This is a genomic window from Paenibacillus aceris (genome assembly GCF_017874035.1).
Taxonomy (GTDB): Bacteria; Bacillota; Bacilli; order Paenibacillales; family NBRC-103111; genus Paenibacillus_E; species Paenibacillus_E aceris.
Map to the genome: position 1 here is coordinate 67,507 of NZ_JAGGKV010000024.1, position 23,953 is coordinate 91,459.

19 protein-coding genes are annotated in these 23,953 nt (G+C 48.5%); 18 read left to right on the plus strand and 1 reads right to left on the minus strand.

Annotation, left to right across the window (positions count from 1 at the left end):
- Nucleotide 1: 1 nt before the first annotated feature.
- The 18 genes from J2Z65_RS29080 to J2Z65_RS29165 all read left to right on the plus strand — a co-directional run bounded on the left by J2Z65_RS29080 (nt 2) and on the right by J2Z65_RS29165 (nt 22,801).
- Nucleotides 2–868, plus strand: coding sequence for a carbohydrate ABC transporter permease (locus J2Z65_RS29080; protein ID WP_167055468.1), 867 nt, complete (start codon nt 2–4; stop codon nt 866–868).
- 104 nt (nt 869–972) lie between these two features.
- Nucleotides 973–3,285 carry an AraC family transcriptional regulator gene (locus tag J2Z65_RS29085; RefSeq protein WP_167055472.1) on the plus strand — a complete coding sequence of 771 codons (2,313 nt, stop codon included), beginning with the start codon at nt 973–975 and terminating at the stop codon, nt 3,283–3,285.
- 208 nt (nt 3,286–3,493) lie between these two features.
- On the plus strand, nt 3,494–5,041 hold the full coding sequence (locus J2Z65_RS29090; protein WP_167055475.1) for a type 2 periplasmic-binding domain-containing protein: 1,548 nt from the start codon (nt 3,494–3,496) through the stop codon (nt 5,039–5,041).
- Nucleotides 5,042–5,112: 71 nt separating this feature from the next.
- Nucleotides 5,113–7,287 (plus strand): glycoside hydrolase family 88/105 protein, encoded by a 2,175-nt coding sequence (locus J2Z65_RS29095; RefSeq protein WP_167055478.1) that lies wholly within the window; start codon nt 5,113–5,115, stop codon nt 7,285–7,287.
- Complete coding sequence (locus J2Z65_RS29100; protein WP_205300927.1) at nt 7,191–8,666, plus strand: glycoside hydrolase family 28 protein; 1,476 nt, start codon at nt 7,191–7,193, stop codon at nt 8,664–8,666. Before J2Z65_RS29095 ends, J2Z65_RS29100 begins: the two co-directional genes overlap by 97 nt.
- 13 nt (nt 8,667–8,679) lie before the next feature.
- On the plus strand, nt 8,680–9,348 hold the full coding sequence (locus J2Z65_RS29105) for a hypothetical protein (protein ID WP_240159603.1): 669 nt from the start codon (nt 8,680–8,682) through the stop codon (nt 9,346–9,348).
- Nucleotides 9,349–9,386: 38 nt separating this feature from the next.
- A complete protein-coding gene (locus tag J2Z65_RS29110; RefSeq protein WP_167055481.1) occupies nt 9,387–10,901 on the plus strand; it encodes a glycoside hydrolase family 28 protein in 1,515 nt (504 codons plus the stop codon).
- A 167-nt stretch (nt 10,902–11,068) separates the two neighbouring features.
- Nucleotides 11,069–12,223: a serine hydrolase domain-containing protein gene (locus J2Z65_RS29115; protein ID WP_167055484.1), complete on the plus strand. Its 1,155-nt coding sequence runs from the start codon at nt 11,069–11,071 to the stop codon at nt 12,221–12,223.
- 160 nt (nt 12,224–12,383) lie between these two features.
- Nucleotides 12,384–12,740, plus strand: coding sequence for a DUF3870 domain-containing protein (locus J2Z65_RS29120; RefSeq protein ID WP_167055487.1), 357 nt, complete (start codon nt 12,384–12,386; stop codon nt 12,738–12,740).
- 124 nt (nt 12,741–12,864) lie between these two features.
- Complete coding sequence (locus J2Z65_RS29125) at nt 12,865–13,689, plus strand: M55 family metallopeptidase (protein WP_167055490.1); 825 nt, start codon at nt 12,865–12,867, stop codon at nt 13,687–13,689.
- Between the two features lie 21 nt (nt 13,690–13,710).
- A complete protein-coding gene (locus J2Z65_RS29130; RefSeq protein WP_167055493.1) occupies nt 13,711–14,643 on the plus strand; it encodes an ABC transporter permease subunit in 933 nt (310 codons plus the stop codon).
- A gap of 3 nt (nt 14,644–14,646) precedes the next feature.
- The gene (locus tag J2Z65_RS29135) at nt 14,647–15,564 is read left to right on the plus strand and encodes an ABC transporter permease (protein ID WP_167055495.1); all 918 of its coding nucleotides are present in this window, start codon (nt 14,647–14,649) and stop codon (nt 15,562–15,564) included.
- A gap of 5 nt (nt 15,565–15,569) precedes the next feature.
- Nucleotides 15,570–16,616 carry an oligopeptide/dipeptide ABC transporter ATP-binding protein gene (locus J2Z65_RS29140; RefSeq protein ID WP_167055497.1) on the plus strand — a complete coding sequence of 349 codons (1,047 nt, stop codon included), beginning with the start codon at nt 15,570–15,572 and terminating at the stop codon, nt 16,614–16,616.
- Nucleotides 16,617–16,647: 31 nt separating this feature from the next.
- Nucleotides 16,648–18,291: a peptide ABC transporter substrate-binding protein gene (locus tag J2Z65_RS29145; RefSeq protein ID WP_167055499.1), complete on the plus strand. Its 1,644-nt coding sequence runs from the start codon at nt 16,648–16,650 to the stop codon at nt 18,289–18,291.
- Between the two features lie 73 nt (nt 18,292–18,364).
- Entirely contained in the window at nt 18,365–19,297 is a 933-nt protein-coding gene (locus J2Z65_RS29150) for a S66 peptidase family protein (protein ID WP_167055501.1), read from the plus strand.
- 13 nt (nt 19,298–19,310) lie between these two features.
- Nucleotides 19,311–20,414, plus strand: a complete 1,104-nt coding sequence (locus tag J2Z65_RS29155; RefSeq protein WP_167055503.1) for a dipeptide epimerase — start codon at nt 19,311–19,313, stop codon at nt 20,412–20,414.
- Nucleotides 20,411–21,334, plus strand: a complete 924-nt coding sequence (locus J2Z65_RS29160; RefSeq protein ID WP_167055505.1) for a C40 family peptidase — start codon at nt 20,411–20,413, stop codon at nt 21,332–21,334. Before J2Z65_RS29155 ends, J2Z65_RS29160 begins: the two co-directional genes overlap by 4 nt.
- A gap of 216 nt (nt 21,335–21,550) precedes the next feature.
- Nucleotides 21,551–22,801 carry an MFS transporter gene (locus J2Z65_RS29165; protein ID WP_167055507.1) on the plus strand — a complete coding sequence of 417 codons (1,251 nt, stop codon included), beginning with the start codon at nt 21,551–21,553 and terminating at the stop codon, nt 22,799–22,801.
- A gap of 63 nt (nt 22,802–22,864) precedes the next feature.
- Here J2Z65_RS29165 and J2Z65_RS29170 read toward each other — a convergent pair whose 3' ends face one another.
- Nucleotides 22,865–23,887 carry an S-layer homology domain-containing protein gene (locus tag J2Z65_RS29170; protein WP_167055512.1) on the minus strand — a complete coding sequence of 341 codons (1,023 nt, stop codon included), beginning with the start codon at nt 23,885–23,887 and terminating at the stop codon, nt 22,865–22,867.
- Nucleotides 23,888–23,953 lie beyond the last annotated feature (66 nt).

A 23,953-nucleotide genomic window follows, 5' to 3' on the forward strand; every position in this document is an offset into this window, starting at 1 on the left:
TATGAAAAAAAGTGCAAGCGACCGCATCTTTGACGCTGTCAATATTACGATTCTGGGCCTGATTGCCTTGCTGACATTTTTTCCGATTTATTATGTATTCGTTGTGTCCTTCACAGACCCGACAGAATTTTTGCAGAAAAAGTTTATCCTTTTTCCTGAGCATTGGTCCCTCGATTCCTATAAATATTTGCTAGGTACAAAAGCATTCCTGGGCTCCATCGGAAACAGCGCCTATCTGGCTATTGTCGGGACGCTGCTTAGTCTAGTGGTTACGGCGGCGCTCGCGTACGCGATATCCCGCAGACGCCTGCCGGGAAGAAAAATGTTTGCGTTGATGATCCTGCTGACCATTTTGTTCAGCCCGGGCATTATTCCGAACTACTTGCTGGTTAGAGACATGAATTTGATTAATAATACCTGGTCATTGATTCTTCCGGCCTTGGCTAGCGGTTGGAACGTTATTTTGATGCGAAGCTTCTTCTCCGGCATCCCGGCTGAACTGGAAGAATCGGCAGCGATTGACGGCTGCAACGATATAACGACCTTTTTCAGAATCATTCTCCCGCTTTCGCTACCTTCCTTGGCAGCGTTCGGCTTGTTCTATGCCGTAGGATACTGGAACTCTTATTTTTCCGCGCTGCTATACTTGAATGATGCGGATAAATGGCCGATTCAGGTACTGCTGCAAAACATGCTGCAAAATGCTCAAAACAGCGACTTAGGGCAGGATGCCTTCGTAGCTGCTCCTCCGGCAGAGACACTTAAGATGGCGGCTGTTGTCGTCGCGACGATTCCGATTTTATGTGTGTATCCGTTCCTTCAGAAGCATTTTGCCAAAGGCTCAATGGTCGGGTCGGTGAAAGGCTAATCTAAGGTCTCATCATGATTTCGATGGAATTTCCATCGAAATCATTTTTTTATTGCTGTATAATGAACGGGATGCTAAGAACTGCTTGGAAGGTGGGCCCAGTTTTGCTGAAACGTAGAGGAAGTTTTTATCGTAATAGCTTAGTTATGATTATGTTGATCGCATGCATCCCGGGAATCGTGATGGGGTTTGTCATTTATTGGACGGTGACGAATAAAATTGAGGGCGAGCTGCAGCGCTTGCATCATAATAAAATCATTCAGCAAGAGAAGAATGTCGAAGCACAATTCGCCAATTTGGAGATGACCTTCTCCCATTGGGCGTTTGAGCCTAACCTTGGCGCTAAACTGAAAAACTTAAGCTTTGCGACCGATTTTGAGCAGGTCCATGAGCTCTACAGGACGCTGTTGATTATTGAAGGTTCCAATCCTTTGATTGACAAGGCTTCGCTTTATTTCGGAAGCTCCCGCCCAGTGGTCATGAATAAGGAAGGGTATGATTATCAGGAAAATCCTGACGTTCTCGAACAGTATAGCGCCCTAATGAAGAGGGAAAAATCGATTTATTGGATGGACGCAGCAGGTTTGCCGGGGATGCCAAAAAGCTCTGACGGGACTACGCTGGCTCTAATCAACAAACTTCCCGGCGGACCAACGGAGCCCTATGGGCTATTAATCGCAACATTGAATAAAACGAGATTGGAAGAACAGCTGAAAACGCTTAATCCTTTGGGAGAAGGCTCGACCTTATTGTTAAGCGGAGACAATCAGTGGAAAATCTCGTCGAACGGACAGCGAACCGAGCTCGACATGGCGCTTGAAAACGAATATCAGAGCCGGGGCTCCAAAGAGGACTCCTTTTTATTTTCTTATCAGAAAGCGGTCTATTCGGTATCGATCAGCCAATTTACGAGACTTGGAACCACGTGGGTGTTTCTTTCTGCTGTCCCGCTTTCCAGCATTACGTCGCCTGTATTGTTAATTTCCAAGGTGATCCTTTTTGTTAGTCTTGGCGGCTTGCTGCTTGCCCTTGGGCTATCCTGGATGGGCTCGAGGCGGATCTACTCTCCGCTAGAACGTCTATTCCGCAAGCTAAGCGGTGGGCATGGCAGAGACGGACATCGCAATGAGTTTGAATGGATCGAGATGAAGTGGGACTCGCTCACGAAAGAGGGCGAGCACTTGAGAAATAAGCTGGATCTTCAGCTTCCGGTTCTCCGGGAAGGCTTCCTGATGCAGCTGGTGCAGGGGTATTTATTCGAGCTCACCGAATCCAACGTACAAGAACGATTGAAGCAGTTTGGACTTGATTTGGATAATAAGCAGATCAGTGCTATGGTTGTCCAAATGCGCGGTTTAAATTGGGAAAAAGGTGCACGGTTCTCCCAAGGAGACGAGGAGTTGGTCGCTTTTGCCGTAGGCAATATCGCGAAGGAACTTGGAGAAAACATGGGAGTGCGCTGCGATGTCTTGAACTTTCACGATCTGTCGCTAGGCTTGTTCCTGACGCTGCCGAAGGAGTGGGGTCCCGAGCGCAGCAAAGCGTGGCTGTGTGACTTTGGAAACGAAATGCTTCAGATCATTCAGAAGATTTTGAAGTTACAAGCGGTTATTGTCATGGGCAATACAACAACTCAGATCAGCCATGTTCCATACTTGTTCGAAGAAACAAGACAACTGCTGAATTATTGGGATCTCAAAGACAATAACGAGCTCATTGATGTCGTACAATTCCATAAATCATCGAGCCAACTCGCTTTTCCTTATAATTTCATGTTGGAAAAAGAGCTGATTCACGCCATCCGAATTGGATCGGAAGAGGAGGCGGTGAAGCTTGCACGGCAATTTATTGATGAATTAACTTCCTCCGGGCTGAAAAAGCTGGTGATTCAGCAAGGGATGAACCAATTGCTCGGAAGCATACAGCACAATATGCTGCAGTCCGGCATCAATCCCATCCGTATGTTCGAAGGGGCTAACCTATTCCAAGAGCTGAATCAGCTGAATGAGCCTGGCGAGATGCTCCGCTGGTTGGAAACACGCGTTGTAGGAACCTATGTCCAGGAACTAACGGGACGGCAGGATTTCCAAATGAAGCAGATCGTTGAGAATGTCATGCTCTTCATTCAGGAAAATTACAGAACCAACCTTTCCTTGGAGTCGTGCGCCGACCATTTCGGCACATCTCCGTATACGCTTAGCCGGGCGATTAAGCAAGTGACGGGCATTAATTTCATCGACTATTTGACCAATCTCCGGATCGGACAAGCCAAGGAACTGCTGCGTACGACGACGCTGAAAATTAATGAGATTGCAGATCAAGTCGGTTATCAGCACACGTACTTCAACAGGATCTTTAAGAAGGCTGAGGGGGTCTCACCAAGTCAATACAGGGATATGGTACAGAAGGACAAATAACCCGGAACTCCGCTTCCAGACTTGGCGCAAAACCAGGCGGGGAGCGGATTTTCTGCATTCGTGCAAGGAATGAATAGTGTGCAATAAAGGATAAGCCGGCCGATTGGCGTGTCTGCAAGAAAGTCGAGTTGTCGGGAAGTCTAATATCCCTTACGATGTGAATCACAGCACGAAGCTAATTTAATCAAGAAAAAGGGGATGAAACAAAATGACTTTTAAAGTCAGAAAGAAAGCAGCGTTAGGCTTGACTGCCATGCTGATTGCCGCGACGGCACTTACTGCATGCGGGAATAAAACTGAAAGCACGACGACGGCTCAATCCGGATCGGATACGGCGCCGCTAAATGTCAATATTATGACGATTCTTCTAAGCGCTAACCCGCCTGCAAATGATAACGCTATCAAGCTGGCGATTGAAAAAGCGACCAATTCCAAGATGAACATTCAATGGGTATCTGCGAATAGCTATCCCGATAAATTGAACGTTACACTCGCTTCCGGTGACATTCCTGAGCTCATTTATATCCCTGATCCGTTTACTTCCGTGTTCCGCAGCATGGTTCAGCAAGGTGCATTCTGGGATATAAGCAATTACATCAAGGATTATCCGAACTTAAACAGCAAGATTTCCAAAACCGCTTGGGATTTGACTAAAATGGAAGACGGAAAAAATTATTCCATTCCTCGTCCGCGTCCAACGGAAGGAGATACGTTCTTTCTTTTCCGTAAAGACTGGCTCGATAACCTGGGCATGAATGTGCCGACGACAACCGATGAATTGTATCAAGTGTATAAAGCCTTTACTGAGAATGATCCGGACAAAAACGGCAAAAAAGATACAATCGGTCTTTCCGTTAATGCGACCAACGGAGATAAAGTTTCCGATACGTTAGGTCAAATTGAAAACTCCTTCGCTAAATCCAATGGCGATTGGAAATGGGTCAACGATCAGATGGTATTCAAATCGTTTCTCCCTGAAGAGCGTCAAGCGCTTGAATTCGTAATTAAGCTCTACAAAGAAAAACTGATTCCGGAAGATTTCGCTTCTCTGAAAACGAGCCAAGTGAAGGACATCGTGAAGACAGATAAAGCGGGCGGTCTTGTAGATAAAACAGGAACTGTCGTGTCCGATTACTTGAACGATTTGAAAAAGATTAATCCGAATGTGAAAGAAACAGATTTCTATCCGGCTACAAATATTAACGGCTACAATCCGAAAGGACCTGGATTCTCCGGCGTACTGGCGATTCCGAAAACCGTTAAAGAAGATAAAATGAAGCGTATTCTGAAAATGGTCGATACGTGGATGAACGATGACGTGTTCGCGATTCAAACCTATGGCATGGAAGGTGTAGACCATACGGTGAAAGACGGCGTGAAGGTTGTCGACTCCAAGAAATTGGCGGATGACGGAGGACCGGATTTCAATCAGATCGTCTATGTCGCTGATCCATATGCGAGTACAGTGAAGAACTTCTTCCAGAAGGATACACAAGATTTGTACAGAAAAGTTCAGGACGAACGTGCCAAAACAAGCCAAGCGGATATCAGCATCGGCCTGTACTCTCCGACCGCTATGCAATACTTGCCGGAGCTTCAGAAGAAAGTGCTTGATATGAAGGTTAAGGTCATCTTAGGAAAAGAAACGATTGCCGCATGGGATGACTTTGTCAATAAGCTGAAAACAGACGCGAACGTCGTGAAAATGAGCCAAGAAATGACGGATGCTTACAAGAAGCGTCTTGCCGCAAAATAAAGAGAGCTCAGCTGACTCCCGCGCTTATGGTGTGGGAGTCTTTGTCTTAGAGGAGAGAGGAGAAACCTGCTATGGCTTATTTTGAAGCAAATGAATCAGTATTTAAGAAGTGTTACCACGATGTGGAAGGAACCCTTCAGACGATTGCACAGCGTTATATCGGTGCGAGTCCCGCACACCCTTTCGTGTACCGGTTGTTCAACAAGGATGGTTTCGCCCGTATTCACGATTACAGATATGATATGAATTTTCAGGAACGCTGGGAGAATATGCGCATTGGGGAGTTTGTCTATGCTTGGGCAAAGCTTTGGAGCGACCAGCCGGTAGAGCTTAACTTTGGCATTAGCTGTTATAGTCCGGTCCATATTTATGTAAACGGCGAGCGCGTGTTTGCGTCAAATATTTCGGATGAGATGGCCCCTGAACGCAAAAACGTATTCCGTGCACAGATGAACAAAGGCTGGAATGAATTTGTGCTTCAGTTCGAGAATACGGCAAACGGGTGCGGCGGTGTGTTCGGCACAGGCTCGTACAAAAATTTTCCGCTTCACTTCATCTGTCCAACGCAGGAGCGGGACGGTCAGGAAGGTTGGATCTATTCGGAGCCGACGAGTGTTGACGCGGAACAACTGCTGGCTGAAGGGTTAATGGAGACAGACGGTCTCGTGAAGTGGCTGCCTAATCATAGCTGGAATGAAGAGGCGCGTCAGAGCGGTGTATTCACAAGATTGTTCGGCGCGGAGCCAGGACGTACGGCCATCGCTTGGACAAGAGCGCGCAGCGGTATTGCCGGTCAGTTAAGCAAGTGGCTTGGCAAACATGACGGTTCCTTAACGGTCTATGTCAATGGCAAGGAAGTGTATTCGGCGCAGAACAGCGCTGAATTCCAAATCGATATTCCGCTCGATTTCGGAGATCATGACATTGTGGTTCGTTCGACCTGCACGGGGGGAGAATGGGGCTTTACTATGCAGCCTGCAGTGGAGGGACATGCGGTATCCTTGGTAGCTCCTTTTTCAGTCGAAGGCCTAGATGATCATTGGCTCTATTTGGGCTCTTTTGAGCAGGCAAGCGTACCTGAACCGGAGGGAATCCAGTTATTGAACAGAGTCTACGACGACGGCAGGGGAGGCACGTACTGGAGAGCCGATCGGCCAAACACCTGGGTTCGGCCTTATTTGGAGAATACACTTTTCGCAAAATGGAATTACCCGCTTGGGGTTACGTTGTATGGCCTCATACAGACTGGAGCGGCTCTTAACAGGAAGGACTATATCGATTATGTACGCCGCCATGTGGAGCAGAGCGCATCCTTTGACGAGTACTCGTTATGGGACGGAAAGCAGTATGGGGCTGCGGGTGTCAACAATCAGTTGGCCTTCATTGACAGTTTGGATGATTGCGGCTCATTCGGCGCGACGATGCTTGCTGCTCTTGACTATGGGAAGATTGAAGGGGCGGAGAAGGTGGCGGCCAGAATCGCCGATTACATCACTCATGTGCAAGACCGATTGCCGAACGGCGCGCTTTACCGGGTACGCGGGAGCGTTGATTTCATGAAAGATACGCTTTGGTGCGACGATTTGTATATGAGCATTCCCTTCTTGTATAGATATTCCGCATACGCACAGGATGCTTCCTACATGGATGATGCAGCGAATCAGATTCTTCTATATAAAAAGTATTTATATATGCCGGAACAACAAATCATGTCGCACATCTACGACTTTAAAACCAATCGGCCTACGCTAATACCATGGGGGCGTGGGAACGGATGGGTGCTGTTCTCGCTTGCCGAACTGCTGGGCGCGCTCCCGGAGAAGCACGAAAAACGGGAGGCACTGCTTGCTTTTTATCGTGAGTTGTGTGAAGGATTCTTGCAGCTGCAAGGGATAAACGGGCTCTGGCATCAAGTATTGACCGATCCTGCTTCCTATGAGGAAACGTCTTGTACGTCCATGTTCATGTACGCCTTCGCCAAAGGTATTCAGAACGGATGGTTGCTTGAGCCTGAGGCCTATGTGCAAGCTGTGATGAAAGGTTGGACAGGGCTGACCAAGATCAGCATCGATAAGTTCGGAAATATTTACGGGGTATGCAGAGGCTCCGGCTATTCGTTCTCCGGGCGTTATTACAAGGATGAACTGCCATGGCTGCTGAACGATACACATGGGATCGGGATCGTCATGCTGGCTGGCGTGGAGGTTATGAAAGTACAGCAGCATTTGAAAGCGGGGACTGCCTGATGAATCCGAAGATGTCTCAGAATTCCCTGCCTGCATATCACGTTGCCAAGGTGACGGATACGCATGTTTGCACGGAAGCGATCCAACGAGCCATTGATGAGGCAGCCGCCAGCGGAGGCGGAAAGGTCATCTTGTCAGGCGGTGTATATACGTCGGGCGCGATTTTCTTAAAGTCGCATGTTGAGCTTGAAATCGCGGAAGGATCGGTGCTTCGGGCGGTAGTAGACGAATCGGCGTATCCGTCCATCTGGACGCGCGTTGCGGGTATCGAAATGCAGTGGCACAGCGCCCTGCTGAATGTTTGCGGTCAGACTGATGTAAGAATCAGCGGAAAAGGTCTTATTGATGGCCAGGGCGAATATTGGTGGCATAAGTATTGGGGCTCCGACCGGCTTGGCGGGATGAGGAAGGTTTACACGTCACAGGGGCTCCGGTGGGCAGTTGATTATGATTGCAAGCGGCCACGGCTGCTGCTTGTTTCCGATTCCTCTCATGTTGATATCAGCGGACTTACGTTCATACGCTCTCCTTTCTGGAATGTCCATATTTGCTACTCCGAGCATGTCACGGTGAGCGGGCTGCGGATTGAGCGAAACGAAGGACCGAGTACAGACGGCATCGACATTGATTCCTCGTCGAATGTGCTGGTTGAGCATTGCTATGTCGATTGTAATGACGACAACTTCTGCATTAAGGCCGGTAGGGATGCCGACGGCTTGCGGGTCAATCGCCCGTGCGAGAATGTTGTCATCCGTCATTGTGAAATGGGACGCGGAGGCGGCATTACAATCGGTAGCGAAACTTCCGGGGGCATTCGCAATGTGGAGATCTCCGATATTACGGCGAAAGGCACTGAAAACGGGTTCCGTTTAAAATCGGCGCGCACCCGCGGAGGCGTGATCGAGAACATTCGTGTCAACCGGATGAGCATGACAGATGTAAGAAATCCGTTCAGCTTTCTCTTGAACTGGAATCCCAGCTACAGCTATGCGGAGATTCCAAAGGCGTATGAAGGGGACGTTCCAGATCACTGGAAAGTGATGGCTGAGCCGGTATCGCCGCCTTCGCGGGGCATCCCGCATTTCAAAAACATCGATATTTCGGATGTCAAGGTGCACAGCTTATTTCATGCGGGACCAAAGGATGGAAGCGGAAGTTTGCCGCGCTCAAGAGCGTTCGAGGTAGAGGCCTACCCGGAGCAGCCGATAGAGGGGATTCGGTTTACTAACGTTGGGATGACCGTTCACCAATCCGGATCCATTGCCCACGCTTTGAATTGGACGATGGATAATGTGGTTGTGCGCACATTAGATCCAGCACCGCTCGAGAAGGTCAATTGCACGAACGTTGAGCTGCCTGTATTTGAACATCTATCCTAAGGAAAGCCGAGGCATGTCATCTATGATCAAAAGAATGATGTATCGGGCTGAGTTGGCGCAAGGCCAAGAGTCCGCAGGCTTGAAAGCTTTACAGATAAGTGAACAGGCCAAGAAACTGGTTGAGCAGGGAGAAGTCATGACGGCTGCAGCTTTCTCTTGGAGAAACAATCTCTTTCTCTATTACGAATGCATAAACCGTGAAGTGGCTCCTGAAGAGATCGCCGGCGCCGCGCTTCCATATTTGAAGGAGTGGCCTGGACAATCGCAACCTCGGAAGTGGATCTTGATGATCGATGTGTTCCACTTTAACGAGCCGGCCAGTCACGAGCACTGGCTGCGTAAGCAGCCGGTCGAGAGACGTGCGGGGAGGGTCGCTTTCTTGAAGCCGGAGATGATGAGCAGCTACATCTATTATCATTATCAGCTTCAAGAGGAGAGGGCTTTTTCCGGGGATAAATATGAAATCATTGCCATGCACGAAAACCTGTTATTCGGTTATCAGGAATTTCCGAAGGTCATCGAGGAGCCTGTTGTGCCAGGCCGACTGAATACGAAGGGAACCCCGGAAAATTGGAACGATTCGCGGATGGATCTGCATTTTCAGCCATGGGAAGACGATGGATATTTATATTTTAAACCGATTGAACAAATTTTCGCTTATTACATTGGCGACATGACTTGAGGAACGAATCGGAACAAGGGAAGGGGACACTGTAAAGGATGATCGTAAACATTGCGGATTTTGGGGCGGTCGGAGACGGGATAACGAAAGATACGGCAAGTATTCAAAAAGCGATAAATTTCTGTGCAGAGCAGGGCGGGGGCACGGTTGTCATACCGAAAGGAGAATTCCTGTCCGGTACGATTATGCTTCGCTCCTTCGTGGAGCTGCATCTAACGCCTGCGGCAAGAATCGTCAGCTCCATGGAGGAGGCGGATTTCGTCCTTCCTGAAGGCGTCGAAGCTTTAGAGCTGAGTGAAGGTCAAGGGAATCGGGCCTTAGTTTGCGCCAAGCATGCGACCCATATCGGCATAACCGGATTGGGGACGATCGATGGCAGAGGGGAGCATTTTCTGGAGCCGGAGGATGGCGTCAGTGATTATGTGCTGCAGCCCTTGGGTGGCTTCCGTCCTAAGCTGATCGACTTTGAAGGATGTACGAATGTCATTTTCCGCGACGTCACTATGTACAGAGCTTCTTCCTGGGGTCTGCATATGACAGGCTGCAACCAGGTAACCGTGGATGGCGTGAAGATTCTTGGGCAAGTCCGAGGCCCCAACAACGACGGGATTGACCCGGACTGCTGCAAGGATGTGCATATTTCCAATTGCCACATTGAAACGGGTGACGATTGCATCGTTATCAAAACGACGAAGTATGGCGCTGAGCGCTACGGGGCTTGCGAGAATATTACCGTGACCAACTGCACGCTGCAATCCCATGATTCGGCAATCAAAATCGGGACTGAAACGCACGCGGATATCCGCAATATCGTGGTGACGAACTGCGTGATCCGCAACTCCAATCGCGGTGTTGGCATTTGGGTACGGGATGGCGCAACCGTAGAAAATATGCTGTTTTCCAATCTAATCATCGAAACGAGATTGTTCAGCAACGAGGATGAAATTCAGCGGACACTTCGTTGGTGGGGCAAATCGGAGCCGATCTTCATGACGGCTGAGCGGAGGAATGTCCCGAACGCGCCTGCGCCCGGGAAAATCCGCAATATCCGCTTCGATCATGTGCTTATCGAAGCGGAAGGCTGTATCTACCTGGAAGGCTCGGAGGATAGCGTTATCGAGGAAATTTCGCTTCGCAATGTGAAGCATACCGTGCGAGAGAAAAGCGGATACGCCGGCGGCGTATTCGATACACAGCCTTCTGTGCGCGGCGTGTTTCCGCATCATATTCCTGCAGTCTTTATGCGCTATGCAAATGACATAACATTAAGCGACGTTGAGATCAAGTGGGGAGAAAAAAGGAATCCCAATTGGTCCAATGCCTTGTACGGCGAACAGCTGGAGAATTTGCACATTCAGGGATTTAAAGGCACGGCAGCTCAGCATCATTTAAGTGTCATGGAGCTTAAGCATGTTCGGGGGCTTGACCTCGAGAGAACGAAAGCATTGCCGGGGACAGGTACTTATTTGACCTTGCAGGATGTCGATTCGTCCTTGAACCATTTGGATGGCAATGATTTCTCCAAAGCTGCTACAGGCATTCAAGTTAAATAAACATCCAAAAATAGCTGTTAATATAACCGGGACTCCGAGGAAAATAGGGGTGCCGGTTTTTCGGCGAGACGCAGGAACAAAAAAATGCTACACAGCACGAATAGACTTTATTATAATGTAACTATTGGTATCAATATTTTCACAAATCAGGGCGAAGGAGGATCTCCTTGAATTCCTTGGATGAACGGATTCAGCAGGTGATGGACAAGCATCGGGTTGTTGGTTTAGCGGCCTCCGTGATTCGTGAAGGGAAACAGATTTGGAGCGCAGGGTATGGTTGGGCGAATGTAGAAAGACGAATCCCCGTTACATCACAAACTGTTTTCCGCATCGCTTCGATTTCAAAGACAGTAGTCGCAACAGCGGTCATGCAGCTTGTGGAAAAGGGCTTATGCGGAATTGATCAGGACGTAGGAGACATACTTGGATTTGCAGTGCGCAATTTCAAGCATCCGAATGTACCGATAACGCTCAAGCAGATCATGACCCACACTTCCGGGCTGCAAGATGAATATGTTCGATTTGTCGTGGATTCGCGCAGGGAGAATCCGCCTAAGATACGTCTTGTCGATATCCTGCTGCCAGGCGGGACCTATTACACGGACAATCTCTGGGGAGACGGACAGCCAGGAGATCCGGATTGCTTTGAATATTCGAATCTTGGCGCCGTCATTCTAGCAACTGTCGTGGAACGGCTTTCGAATGAACGTTTTGACGAATACTGCAAGAAGCATCTGTTCGAGCCGCTTCAAATGAACGATACCAGTTTTCATATCGGTGATTTGAAGGACATGGATTCTGTTGCTGTGCTGTATGAATACTCAGAGGGCGATGATCGATTTATTGTTGGCACGGACGATTTTGGTGGAAGAAAACCGGAAGCAATGGATTACAGCGGATATGTGCCTGGCACCAACGGTGCGTTATTCAGCCCTCAGGGCGGTCTTCGCACAAATGTGGATAACTTGACGCGCTTTTTGGAAGCGCATACGAACGCAGGTAAATTGAACGATGTTCAAATCCTGAAGCCGGAAACGGTAGATCTCATGCACACGCCACATTGGTCGGGCCACCGTCGAGACGGTTTTTTCCGCAATTGCGGTCTCCAGTTTCTGATTACAGACGATTTGATACCGGGAAACAGACTGATTGGACATTCGGGTGATGCTTATGGACTGCTTAGCGATATGTATTTGCATAAACAGGAGAAATGGGGCTTCATTCTGCTCATGAACGGTCTTATCCAAAGAAAAGAGCAAGGCGTTTATTTTGAGGCAGAAGAAGAACTTGCACGGTTGTTGCATTCGGCTTTTCTCAGGTGACCTTAACGCCAAAAGATTCGATATTTACAACATGTGAATTCGATGTTAGAATATATTACATCATTAGCGGTCTGGCTTCTGGCGGTCGTAGGGAGACCGAATCTCTTCCCACATCCCGTTCAGAAATCGAACAGAATGCTAAGTAGGAGAGTGTGCTCGTTTGCTATACGACAAAGATACAATTTATATTATCGGCGATGCGCAGGCTTCCGTGAACAATCCTATAACCCAGCAGTATAACGCATTTTTTATTGGACTTGTCGTAGATACGACCAGCCATAAGATTGTTGATGCAGGATGTTCATCTACCATTCCACTCACATCGGATTTTGTCCGCTCGATCTTCATCGGGCACAATATGCTTCTCCTTGATGTGGTGGCGGAGGAAATCCGCCGAAGATACCATGGGTCATCCCAGAAGGCTCTTGTGGTAGCTTATAAAGACGCACAAAAAAAATACAAATTAGCACTTAACGGCCGGGAAGAGATGGGATTCCAATCTTCCGGTACAGTGTAAGCTGCTTTATTTATCCGTATGGCAACATACCCGTAAATAAAACCCAGCAAATGGTTTCTTGGGATGCATGCGCCCGAGGCTGTTTGCTGGGTTTTTGTTACCTTACAAAAGGGGAGGACAACCAATGAAACTTTATATTTCCATTGATATGGAAGGGATAACCGGACTTGTTGATAACACATTTGTTGATTCCAGACAGTACAACTACACACGCGGGCAGCACATCATGACAGATGAAGCCAATCATGTCATCGGAACTGCTTTTGATGAAGGTTGCAAGGAAGTTATCGTGAATGACAGTCACTCCAAAATGAACAATCTGTTAATCGAGAAGCTGCATCCCGAAACCCAGTTGATCTCAGGTGATGTGAAGCCTTTTTCCATGGTACAGGGGCTGGATGCCTCCTTTGCTGGAGCCGCTTTTCTAGGTTATCACACTAGAGCAGCTACCAAAGGCGTACTAAGCCATACGATGATATTCGGAGTTAGGAACATGTACATTAACGAAAGGGTAATTGGCGAGCTCGGTTTTAATGCTTATGTTGCCGGACATTACGGTGTGCCTGTTTTATTAGTGGCAGGGGACGATGAAACCGCTCTGGAAGCGGAAGAGCTCATTCCGGGTATTACGACAGCGATTGTGAAAAAGCGGATATCGCGAACTTCGGCTGTCTGCTTAACCCCCGAGAAGAGCGGGCAACTGCTCCGGGAAAAAACCAAGGAAGCGCTGGCTAACCGCAGCAGAGTGAAACCGCTCGTACCGCCGGATCAACCGGTATTGAAGATTGAATTTGCCAACTATGGTCAAGCGGAGTGGGCTCACCTGATGCCGGGTACGACCATAGATGATAACAGTCCTACTGTCACATTTCAGGCGAAAGACATTCTTGAGGCGTACCGAGCAATGTTGGTAATGACGGAATTGGCGATGAGAACGGCATTTTGTTAAAAAGCGGGAGTGGGTGATAGCGTGACACAATATATTCTTCGCAGATTTATCTCCATGATTGTCACACTGTGGCTAATTATTACGGTTACTTTTGCACTGATGCATGCGGTTCCGGGATCGCCTTTCGAAAAGGAGGGCAAGAATTCGAATCCGACGGCCGTTCAGAACCTGATGGAATTTTACCATTTGGACCAACCCGTTACGACGCAGTACTTCCTTTATTTAAAATCGCTGCTCTCATTGGACCTTGGACCTTCTATCGGTCACTTTCCCGATACCGTGAATTCGATGATCAGCCGTGGCTTTCCGGTTTCGTTTAAGCTTGGCATGGTGTCCATTCTTATTTCTATCGTCACCGGTATCGCGCTTGGAACGGTCGCCGCCCTCCGACAGAATCGAATCATCGATTATCTCGCGATGATCTTTGCGGTTATTGGCATTGCAGTACCTAACTTCATTGTAGCTACCTTGCTGATCAAATACGTGGCTGTTGAGTGGAAGCTCCTTCCGGTAGCCACTTGGGGAACTTGGAAGCATGTCATCCTTCCCGCACTTGCCTTGTCAACAGGACCTCTTGCGATTATAGCCAGATTGACAAGAGCCAGTATGTTGGAGGTGTTGACCGCCGACTACATCGAAACGGCAAGGGCCAAAGGCTTGTCGCCCGCTACAATCGTCATCAAGCATGCGCTCCGAAATGCTGTCCTACCGGTTATTACATTGCTCGGTGCTTTGGTGGCCAACGTTCTAACGGGGAGCTTCGTGATTGAAAAGATATTTGCCATTCCGGGAATGGGGAAATATTTCGTCGACGGCATTAACAACCGTGATTACTCGCTCATTATGGGTACGACCGTATTCTATAGCGCTCTACTAGTCATTATGATGTTCCTGGTGGATATCGCCTATGGTCTTGTTGACCCCCGCATCAAGCTGCACAGGAAGGAGGGGTAAGCGATGAACGTTCCGGATTCTTTATTTGTCCCTATGGCCAAGAGCAAAGGGACATCGGAAGCCATTGTTCGCGAGCGGCTGTCGTTCTGGCAGGAAGCTTGGATTAGGCTACGCGCAAATAAATTGGCCATGGCGGGGCTGATCATTGTTGTTTTGATGGCGCTGCTTGCGATATGTGGGCCTCTCCTTACGGACCAAAGCTACTCGAAGCAGGTGCTGCTGGATGCCAATCAGAAACCATCGGCAGCACATTGGTTCGGCACAGATGAGCTTGGGCGCGACGTATATGCCCGTATCCTTTATGGGGCACGCATCTCGTTATTTATCGGCCTTATGGCTGCATTGATCGATTTCGTCATCGGCATTATTTATGGCGGCATCGCCGGTTACTTCGGAGGACGAATCGATAATGTCATGATGCGGTTCGTTGATCTTTTGTACGGGATCCCCTATCTGCTTGTTGTTATTTTGCTCATGGTCGTTATGGGCCCAGGTCTTCTAACGATCATCGTGGCCTTAAGCGCCACAGGCTGGATCGGAATGGCGCGGATTGTGCGCGGGCAAGTGCTTAGTTTGAAATCATCGGAGTACGTGCTGGCGGCAAGAACACTAGGCGGAGGCGCGGGCTACATCATCCGTAAACATTTGCTGCCTAATGCCATAGGTGTCATTATCGTGCAGGTGACATTCTCGGTGCCTTCCGCTATTTTCGCAGAAGCGTTCTTAAGCTTTCTTGGACTAGGTATTCAGCCTCCTCTGGCAAGCTGGGGGGTTATGGCCAACGACGGTCTGTCGACCATTTTGTCAGGGCAGTGGTGGCGGTTATTTTATCCGGCATTTTTCATATCGATCACGATGCTTGCTTTTAACCTGGTTGGTGACGGCTTGCAGGACGCTTTTAATCCGAAAAGGAGGAGGTAGTCTAGGTGAAAACAACGAACTCATCCGACGTTATATTGGAAGTCGACAATCTTCATGTTTCGTTCACCACGCATGGTGGAGAAGTGAAGGCGGTTCGCGGGGTCAGCTTTACGTTAGGTAAGGGAGAGACGCTAGCTATCGTAGGCGAATCCGGCTGCGGTAAAAGTGTCACAGCGCGCAGCATGATTCGTCTTCTTCCCGAGCACAGCTCGAAGATCAGCCAAGGCAGCATCCGCTTTCGGGGCAGGGAGCTGACCAAGCTTAGCGAAAAGCAGCTGCGCGAGCTGAGAGGCTCCGAGATTTCAATGATTTTTCAAGATGCAATGACAGCCTTGAATCCCACCATCTCCATCGGTGAACAGATTATGGAAGGCATCATTCGCCATCAGAAAATATCGCGTGCGGAAGCACGCAAGCAGGCAACGGAAATGCTGGGCTTGGTGGGCATTTCTAACCCTGAGATGCGGTTGAAGCAATATTTGCACGAATTTAGCGGAGGCATGAGACAGCGGATTATGATTGCCATCGCAGCGGTTTGCAAGCCTTCGGTACTTATTGCGGATGAGCCGACTACAGCGCTGGATGTCACTATACAAGCGCAGATCATCGAGCTGTTCAAAATGCTTCAGAAGAAAACCGGCGTTTCCATCATCATCATCACACACGACCTTGGTGTTGTTGCGAATATGGCCGATCGGGTCAATGTGATGTATGCCGGCAAGGTCGTTGAAGCAGGAACTGTGGATGAGCTGTTCCGCAATCCGCAGCATCCCTACACCAAAGGGCTGCTGGCTTCCATGCCGCGACTGGACACAGACAAGTCGCTTCCGCTTACGCCGATTGCGGGAACGCCGCCGGATCTGTTCGCTCCGCCCAAAGGCTGCGCATTTGCAGCACGCTGCAGTTACGCCATGGAGGTATGCGGTATCTACCAACCGGAGCAGTCAGCTGTGTCGAGCACTCATTCGGTAGCCTGCTGGCTTCAGGATCCGCGCTCTCAAATTGTATTCCAGCCGCCGATCAAGCGAAGTATCTTGTCGGCTCTAGGATAAATAAGACAAAGAACGAAGGGGAGAAGTGCTCATGAAAAAAGTTTCAGCATTGCTAATCAGCTCCGTATTGGTGATCGGTACCTTACTTGCCGGATGCAGCAAAGATCCAGGGGCCGGAACTCCAGAGTCTGGCGCCAAGCAGACGGAAGCAGCCAAAGAAGCGAAATCCAAAATCCTCCTTTACAACAATTTAAAAGAACCAACATCCCTCGATCCACCGAAAGGATTCGACCAAGTTTCTTACGACGTAGTTAACAATGCGTTTGAGGGATTGACGCGTCTTGGCAAGAATCAGGCTCCTGAGCCAGCTATGGCGAAAGAGTGGAAAGTCACGCCGGATGGGAAAAAGTACACATTTACGCTTCGTGACGGCATAAAGTGGTCCAATGGCGACCCGGTAAAAGCTGCCGACTTTGAGTATGCCTGGAAGCGTCTGCTGGATCCAAAAACAGCTTCTGACGCGGCTTTCCTCGCATATCCTATTGAAGGAGCAGAAGCTTTCAACTCCGGCAAGGGGACAGCTGACGGTGTGAAAATTAAGGCTCTGGACGACAAGACACTTGAAGTGACGTTGACACAGCCTGCTTCCTGGTTAGTTGGCATGGTTTCCAGCCCGGCCTTTTTCCCCGTCCATAAGGCTACGGTAGAAGGCAACGCCAAATGGGCAGGTGAAGCATCCACGATTGTAAGTAACGGACCGTTCAAAATTACCGAATGGAAGCACGATAGCGAGCTGAAAATGGTGAAAAACGATCAGTACTGGGATGCCGCAAATGTAAAATTGACGGGCGTTACGTTCAAAATGATCAATGATACGAACACGGCTTACCAGCTCTTCACGACCGGTGAGCTTCATACAACGGGATCCATTCCGGCTGACATGAGCGATAAATTGTTCGCAGAAAACAAAGTGAAAGTTGAAGATGCTGCTGGAACAGCGTTTTACCGCTTTAATGTGAAAATGGCTCCTTTCAATAATGTTAACATCCGGAAAGCCTTTGTTGCGGCTGTAGACAGACAGAAACTTGTAGATTTGGTATTAAAGCAAAAGCAGAAACCGGCAGACGGTTATGTATCGCCAGGACTTAAGGATCCTGCCGGTGGTGACTTCCGGCAAGTTGGGGGCAGCCTGATCAAGTTCGATGCAGCCGAAGCGAAGCAGCTTTTGGCCAAAGGGATGCAGGAAGCCGGATATACGACACTGCCTGAAGTTACTTTGACGTATAACACGAATGATGTCTCTCAACGGATTGCTCAAACGCTTCAAGCCATGCTCAAGGATAACTTAGGGATTGATGTGAAATTAGCAAATAAAGAAGGTAAAGTTCTGACTACCGAGCAAAAGGCTCTGCAGCTGCAATTGTCCCGTTCTTCGTTCCTTCCGGATTTTGCCGATCCGATCAACTTCCTGGATGGCTTCCAATCGACGAATCCGTTCAGCCGCACAGGGTGGGTTAACGCTTCTTATGATAAATTGATCAAAGACGCCTATGTAGAAACGGATGAGGCCAAACGATACAAAATGATGCATGATGCAGAGAAGATTTTGATGGACGAAGCACCGGTTCTGCCGCTTTACTTCTATAACTCCACTTACCTGCAAAGCGATAAATTAGAGGGTGTCGTTAGACACGCATTCGGTTTCCTCGACTTTAAGTGGGCAGATTTGAAATAAAAAGGATGATGGAGGGATGCACCTGTCAGGGGTGCTTCTCCCTTTTTTCCATGCGGGATAGGAGTGTTCAATCATGGTAGAGCTTATCAAGCCTCGGCGGTTGAGTCCTGGCGATACAGTGGGCATTACAGCCCCGGCAAGTTTGGTAGATACGGAGCAGGTGAAAGAGGCTTCAACTATTCTGGAGAAGATGGGCCTGCATGTTCGGCTGGGAGATACTCTAACCATGCAGCACGGCTATCTGGCCGGAACGGATGAGGCACGTGCTGCGGAAATGAACGCCATGTTCGCCGATCCTGCGATTAAAGCTATCATTTGCGCGCGTGGCGGATACGGAACAGGGAGAATAGCCAATTTGCTGGATTATGACCTTATTCGCGCGAATCCGAAAATATTCTGGGGCTATAGTGACATTACCTTTCTGCATGCAGCGATAGGAAGATTCGCAGGTTTGGTTACTTTTCATGGTCCCATGTTGATCGATTTGGGAAAAGAAGATTTGCACCCGCTGACGGTTCAAAATTATGAAACACTGCTTCATCCCTCCGTTCTCCGCTACACCGAAGAGATTTCCCCGCTGCAAACGTTGGTGGAAGGGGAAGCCTTTGGACCTATTATTGGCGGGAACCTATCTTTAATTGTAAGTACGCTCGGGACGCCGTATGAGTTGGATACGAGAGGAAAACTTCTATTAATTGAAGATATCGACGAAGAGCCCTACAGGTTGGATCGTATGTTAAATCAGCTCAGGCACGCAGGGAAATTTGCCGATGCTGCTGGCATTCTGATCTGTGATTTTCATAATTGCGTGCCGAATAAACGTAAAGTGTCATTTACTTTAGAGGAGATCTTCAGCGAGCATATCGTTTCAGCAGGGAAGCCGACACTATCGGGATTTAAAATCGGCCACTGCTCTCCGAATATTGCGGTTCCACTTGGGATAGGAGCAAGAATGAGCACATACGAGAAGTTGCTGGCATGTACGGAACCTGGTGTAGAGGCATAAGGAGGCAACAAACATGAATCTTATTCAAAGTGTTGAAGTCATGCGGCAATCGACTCCGCTCAAAAAGCCGTTTAAAACAGCACTGCGTACAGTGTATAGAACGGAATCCATTATTGTTCGGATTCAGACGAACGACGGCAGAGTCGGTTGGGGAGAGGCTCCGGCGACCATTGTCATCACAGGTGACAGCTTGGATAGTATCCATTCGGCTATCGTAAATACGTTCACCCCCTTGTTGATTGGAAAAAGCCTGCTAGCTTACGAGCGCATTCTGCAGGAGATCCATCTATCGATGATTGGGAGCAGCAGTGCTAAAGCGGCTGTGGATATGGCTATCTACGATCTTGTCGCACAGAACTGTGGTTTGCCGTTGTATCAGTTCCTAGGAGGATATCAGGATCAGATTGAAACAGACTTCACGGTCAGCGTCAATTCGCCTAAGGAAATGGGAGAAGACGCGATTCGTTATGTGCAAGAAGGCTTCAATGTACTGAAGATTAAAGTTGGTAAGGATAATCTCCTAGAGGATATCGAAAGAATAAAGGAAATCCGCAGATGCGTAGGCAGCGGCGTGAAAATTCGCCTGGATGCGAATCAAGGATGGCAGGTGAAGGATGCCATTCGGACGATTCGCCGTATGGAGGATTTAGGACTTGATATTGAACTGGTTGAACAGCCGGTGAAAGCTGGAGATATCGAAGGGTTGAAAATGGTTACGGATCACGTGGAAACACTCATTATGGCGGATGAGAGTGTGTTTACTCCCATACAAGCTTTTGAGGTGCTGAAAAACCGTGCAGCCGACCTGATTAATATCAAATTGATGAAATCCGGCGGTATTTACAAAGCACAAATCATTAATCATATCGCGGAAGAATTCGGTGTGGAGTGCATGGTGGGCAGTATGATCGAATCCCGTGTGGCCGTAACAGCTGCAGCCCATCTTGCTGCCAGCAAGAAAAATATTACCCGTTGCGATTTTGATGCTCCATTAATGATGCTTCAAGACATTGTAGTTGGCGGTGTGCAGTACGACGGAAGGGTGATGACCTTCCCGAAAGCTGCTGGACTCGGTATTTTAGACGTGGTCCAAAGCCAGAGTGCAGTGGGATCATGAGTATGCCTAAACGAATGACGGTCGTTGTTTCTGTCGCCACAGTGTGGACGAAACCGGAATCTCCAAGGCTGATGGATGAGCCTGCATTGAAGTATCCGGCCGAAATAAGAGAATGGCTGGGGTTCATGACGCTTGGAGACAAGCTGGATTTGTGTCTGGGGAACCGAATTCAAACGCAAATTCTTTATGGTTCCACTGTGCTTGTCGTGGAAGAAGGCGAAGGTTGGAGCAAGGTGCTTATCCCACAGCAGGGAACACGGAAGGATACCTTGGGCTATCCCGGCTGGGTACCAAGCTGCCAGTTAGCTGAAGAGGGTGAGGCTCTTCTCGGCTCGAAGAGAGCGGAAGTAATTTCCGATAAGGCTTGGTTGTATAAGAATCCGACCGAATTGGTCATGGAGTTGAGCTATCTAACCTCTCTTCCTGTGCTGGAGGAAACGGAAGAATGGGTGAAAGTGCAGACGCCTGAGGGGACGGGATATTTAAAAGCGGATGACATTCGGTTGATCGACGGTCCTCTAGCTCCCAAATCTGCTGGAGTCGACGTAGGTCGGGGGATTGTGGAGCAGGGGAAGAGGTTTCTCGATCTGCCCTATTTATGGGGAGGAATGTCCTCTTATGGCTATGACTGCTCCGGTTTTGCTTATGCCATGCACAGATATTTTGGAATTTTGATTCCCCGAGACGCCTCGGACCAAGCCAATCAGGGAACCTTAGTTGATAAGGAACAGCTGGAACCGGGAGATTTGCTCTTTTTCGCACATGAGGAAGGCAAGGGAGCTATTCACCATGTTGGGATCTACGCCGGAGACAACCAGATGATACATTCCCCGGAAACGATTAAATGTATTGAAATTGTGGATTTGAGCACGATGAAGCTGGCCAAGGAGCATTGCGTATCCAAACGTTACTGGAAGTAAGGCAGATATTCATGTGAAAAACGTAAGGCGTCATATCGTAAGCTAGTTAATTCATGGAACGATTATAGGCTTTTCTAGGAGGTGTGTCTGCTCTTAGGAAAGCTTTTTATTATCGGCCTATTTCATCTACGAATCGTTCTGGAAAAATAGGATTGAACTGGATGCCGCCGCCATGTAAGATAAAACACATACTACAGCAAGAGGAAAGGTACATCGATGTGGACGTATACCGTAAATTTAGTTCGTGATTTATCTCCCGGCGTCAAGCGATTCATCGCAACTGAGAGCCTGTTTGGCGTCGGAGTTGGCATCTTCAGCCTCGTCTTGAATTTACATCTCTTAGACCTTGGCTTCTCCAAAGGCGATATCGGTAAAATAACATCGCTGGGGGCGCTGACAATTGGCCTCGCCAGTCTGCCGGCAGGTTTCATCGTGAAGCGTGTCGGGCGCAAATCGATGCTCGTCACCGGCATGCTCCTGGCCTTCCTGTCGCTAGTACTGTTCGGCTTCGGTACCAGCATTGGCACGGTGACGGCCGCGCAGCTTATCTGGTCGCTCGGTATGACAGCGATAGTGAACTCCGAGATTCAATTGATCTTTCAATATTGCCGCAGCAAGAAAGAAGAGACAAGCGCTTATTCGCTGCTGTTCGCAATATTTACTTTTTTTACCGGGCTAGGCACATGGCTAGGCGGTTTCCTGCCGAATTGGCTGCCCGGGCATTCTACGATGTACCAATATGCATTCTTCGTTGCCGGTGGATGTTTGGCGCTCTCAGGCATATTACGGGGACTGCTGCTTCCATCTACACATGCACGGGTGAAAAATACGGCAGATGAGGTTAGCGGCGCCCAGCGAGGGAAGCCGACGGATCAGCCGAAAAGAGGGCGTGCGCTTTATTTTCTTCTGCTGCTTTCACTGCTTATTTTCAACTCCGGCTTTACTTTCGGGCTGCTTAGTCCGTTCTTGAACGTTATCCTGAAATTTCGCTTTCATATGGAGGACGGCAACATCTCCGGATTGCTGGCGCTGTCTGGTTTTTTCTTCTTTATCGGCTCCATCGTCATGCCGTACGTCGTAGAGAGATGGGGCAGCCGCAGGACGTTCGTTTTCCTATTTCTATATAATATGATGATCGCGGCGTTAATGGCCCTTGCTATGCCAGTCTCCATATTCGCCGTACTTTTGCTCATTCGCGGGACGGGCTTCACCATGTTGAACAACTTGATGGATAGTGAATGTATGTCTGCTGTTGCCGAAGAAGACCGCAACTTGTTCGCAGGAATGCGGACCGTATCGCGCAGCATCGGTAACACAATCGCCTCTTACTGGGCGGGTTATATTTTGGCTGGAAATTATTATTCGCTGCCTTTCCTGCTAACGGCCGCTGCGCTGTTGGTGGGGTATGTAATTTATGCGTTGTTCGTGCAGGGGATGCTGGATAGAAAATTGCAAGGACAGGACTGATGCAAGAATGTGAAGAGGCTGTCTCAACGTCATAACTGACGGAGGGACAGCCTCTTGCTTTGATTAATTCAAACCAGCTATCAATCGCTTCAGCACGACTACGGACTCAGCTCTGCTAGCATGCTCTTGCGGAGCAAATTCTTGATCCGTTCTACCGTTCATTAAACCTGAATCGACTGCCAGTGCGACAACTTTCTTAGCCCAGTCGCTGACGGAGCCTTCGTCACTAAACGGAATGGAGCCCTTTACGGCCATGTCCTCAATTTTGGTCCCTGTTGCATGAGCTTTCGCTCTTAAGAGCATTGCGGTCATTTCCTCACGGGTAATGTTTTGCTCTGGTGCGAACGCATCATCCGCAACCCCGTTGATCAGGCCGGCTGCATAGGATTTCTTCACGGTACTTTCATACCAAGATCCGGCTGCAACGTCAGCAAATGGGTTTTGCCCGGCATCATCCTGCAAGTTCAGCGCTTTGGATAGCAGGGTTGCAAACTGTGCTCTTGTCACATTCGTATCAGGTGCAAAATGATCGTCATCCATACCCTCTACAATTTTTTTGTCAACCATCTGCATAATATCAGGTTTTGCCCAGTGGCCGGCAAGGTCACTAAAGACTTTGATAAAGCTTGTGGATTGATCTGGCTTAAAAGTTTGACTTCCCAAATTATGATCTACGATTTTGATATCGGTCCATTTAACGCTTGTTGTTCCTGCCTTTTTGGCCTTGAAGGTAATGGTGCCGATATCTACATTTCCTTTTTCGCCATCCACTTTTCCAATCTTTGTATGAGCAAAAGTTACTTCATTATTTTTCACGATAGGAGGAACGGAGAAACCGTTTATCGCCGTTGCGGCTTTAACAACCTCGACATTGCTGGCATCGATATTAAATTTGACCTCATATGCGAATAAATCTTGAATATTTTGTCCTTTTAAAGTAACGGTGAATTCGCCGGTATCCGATTCAGTGTCGGATGTCGTCAACTCGAATTGGGAGACGTCTGCTGCGGAAATAGGAGCAGCTACTGCTAATGATAAACAAAGATTGCACACTAAAGTAGTTAGAATTGTTTTACGTTTTATCATATCTATCATCCTCTCGTTGAGAAGGGGGGAAGGCCTCCCTCCTAAATTGTGAATTTAAGACTACCA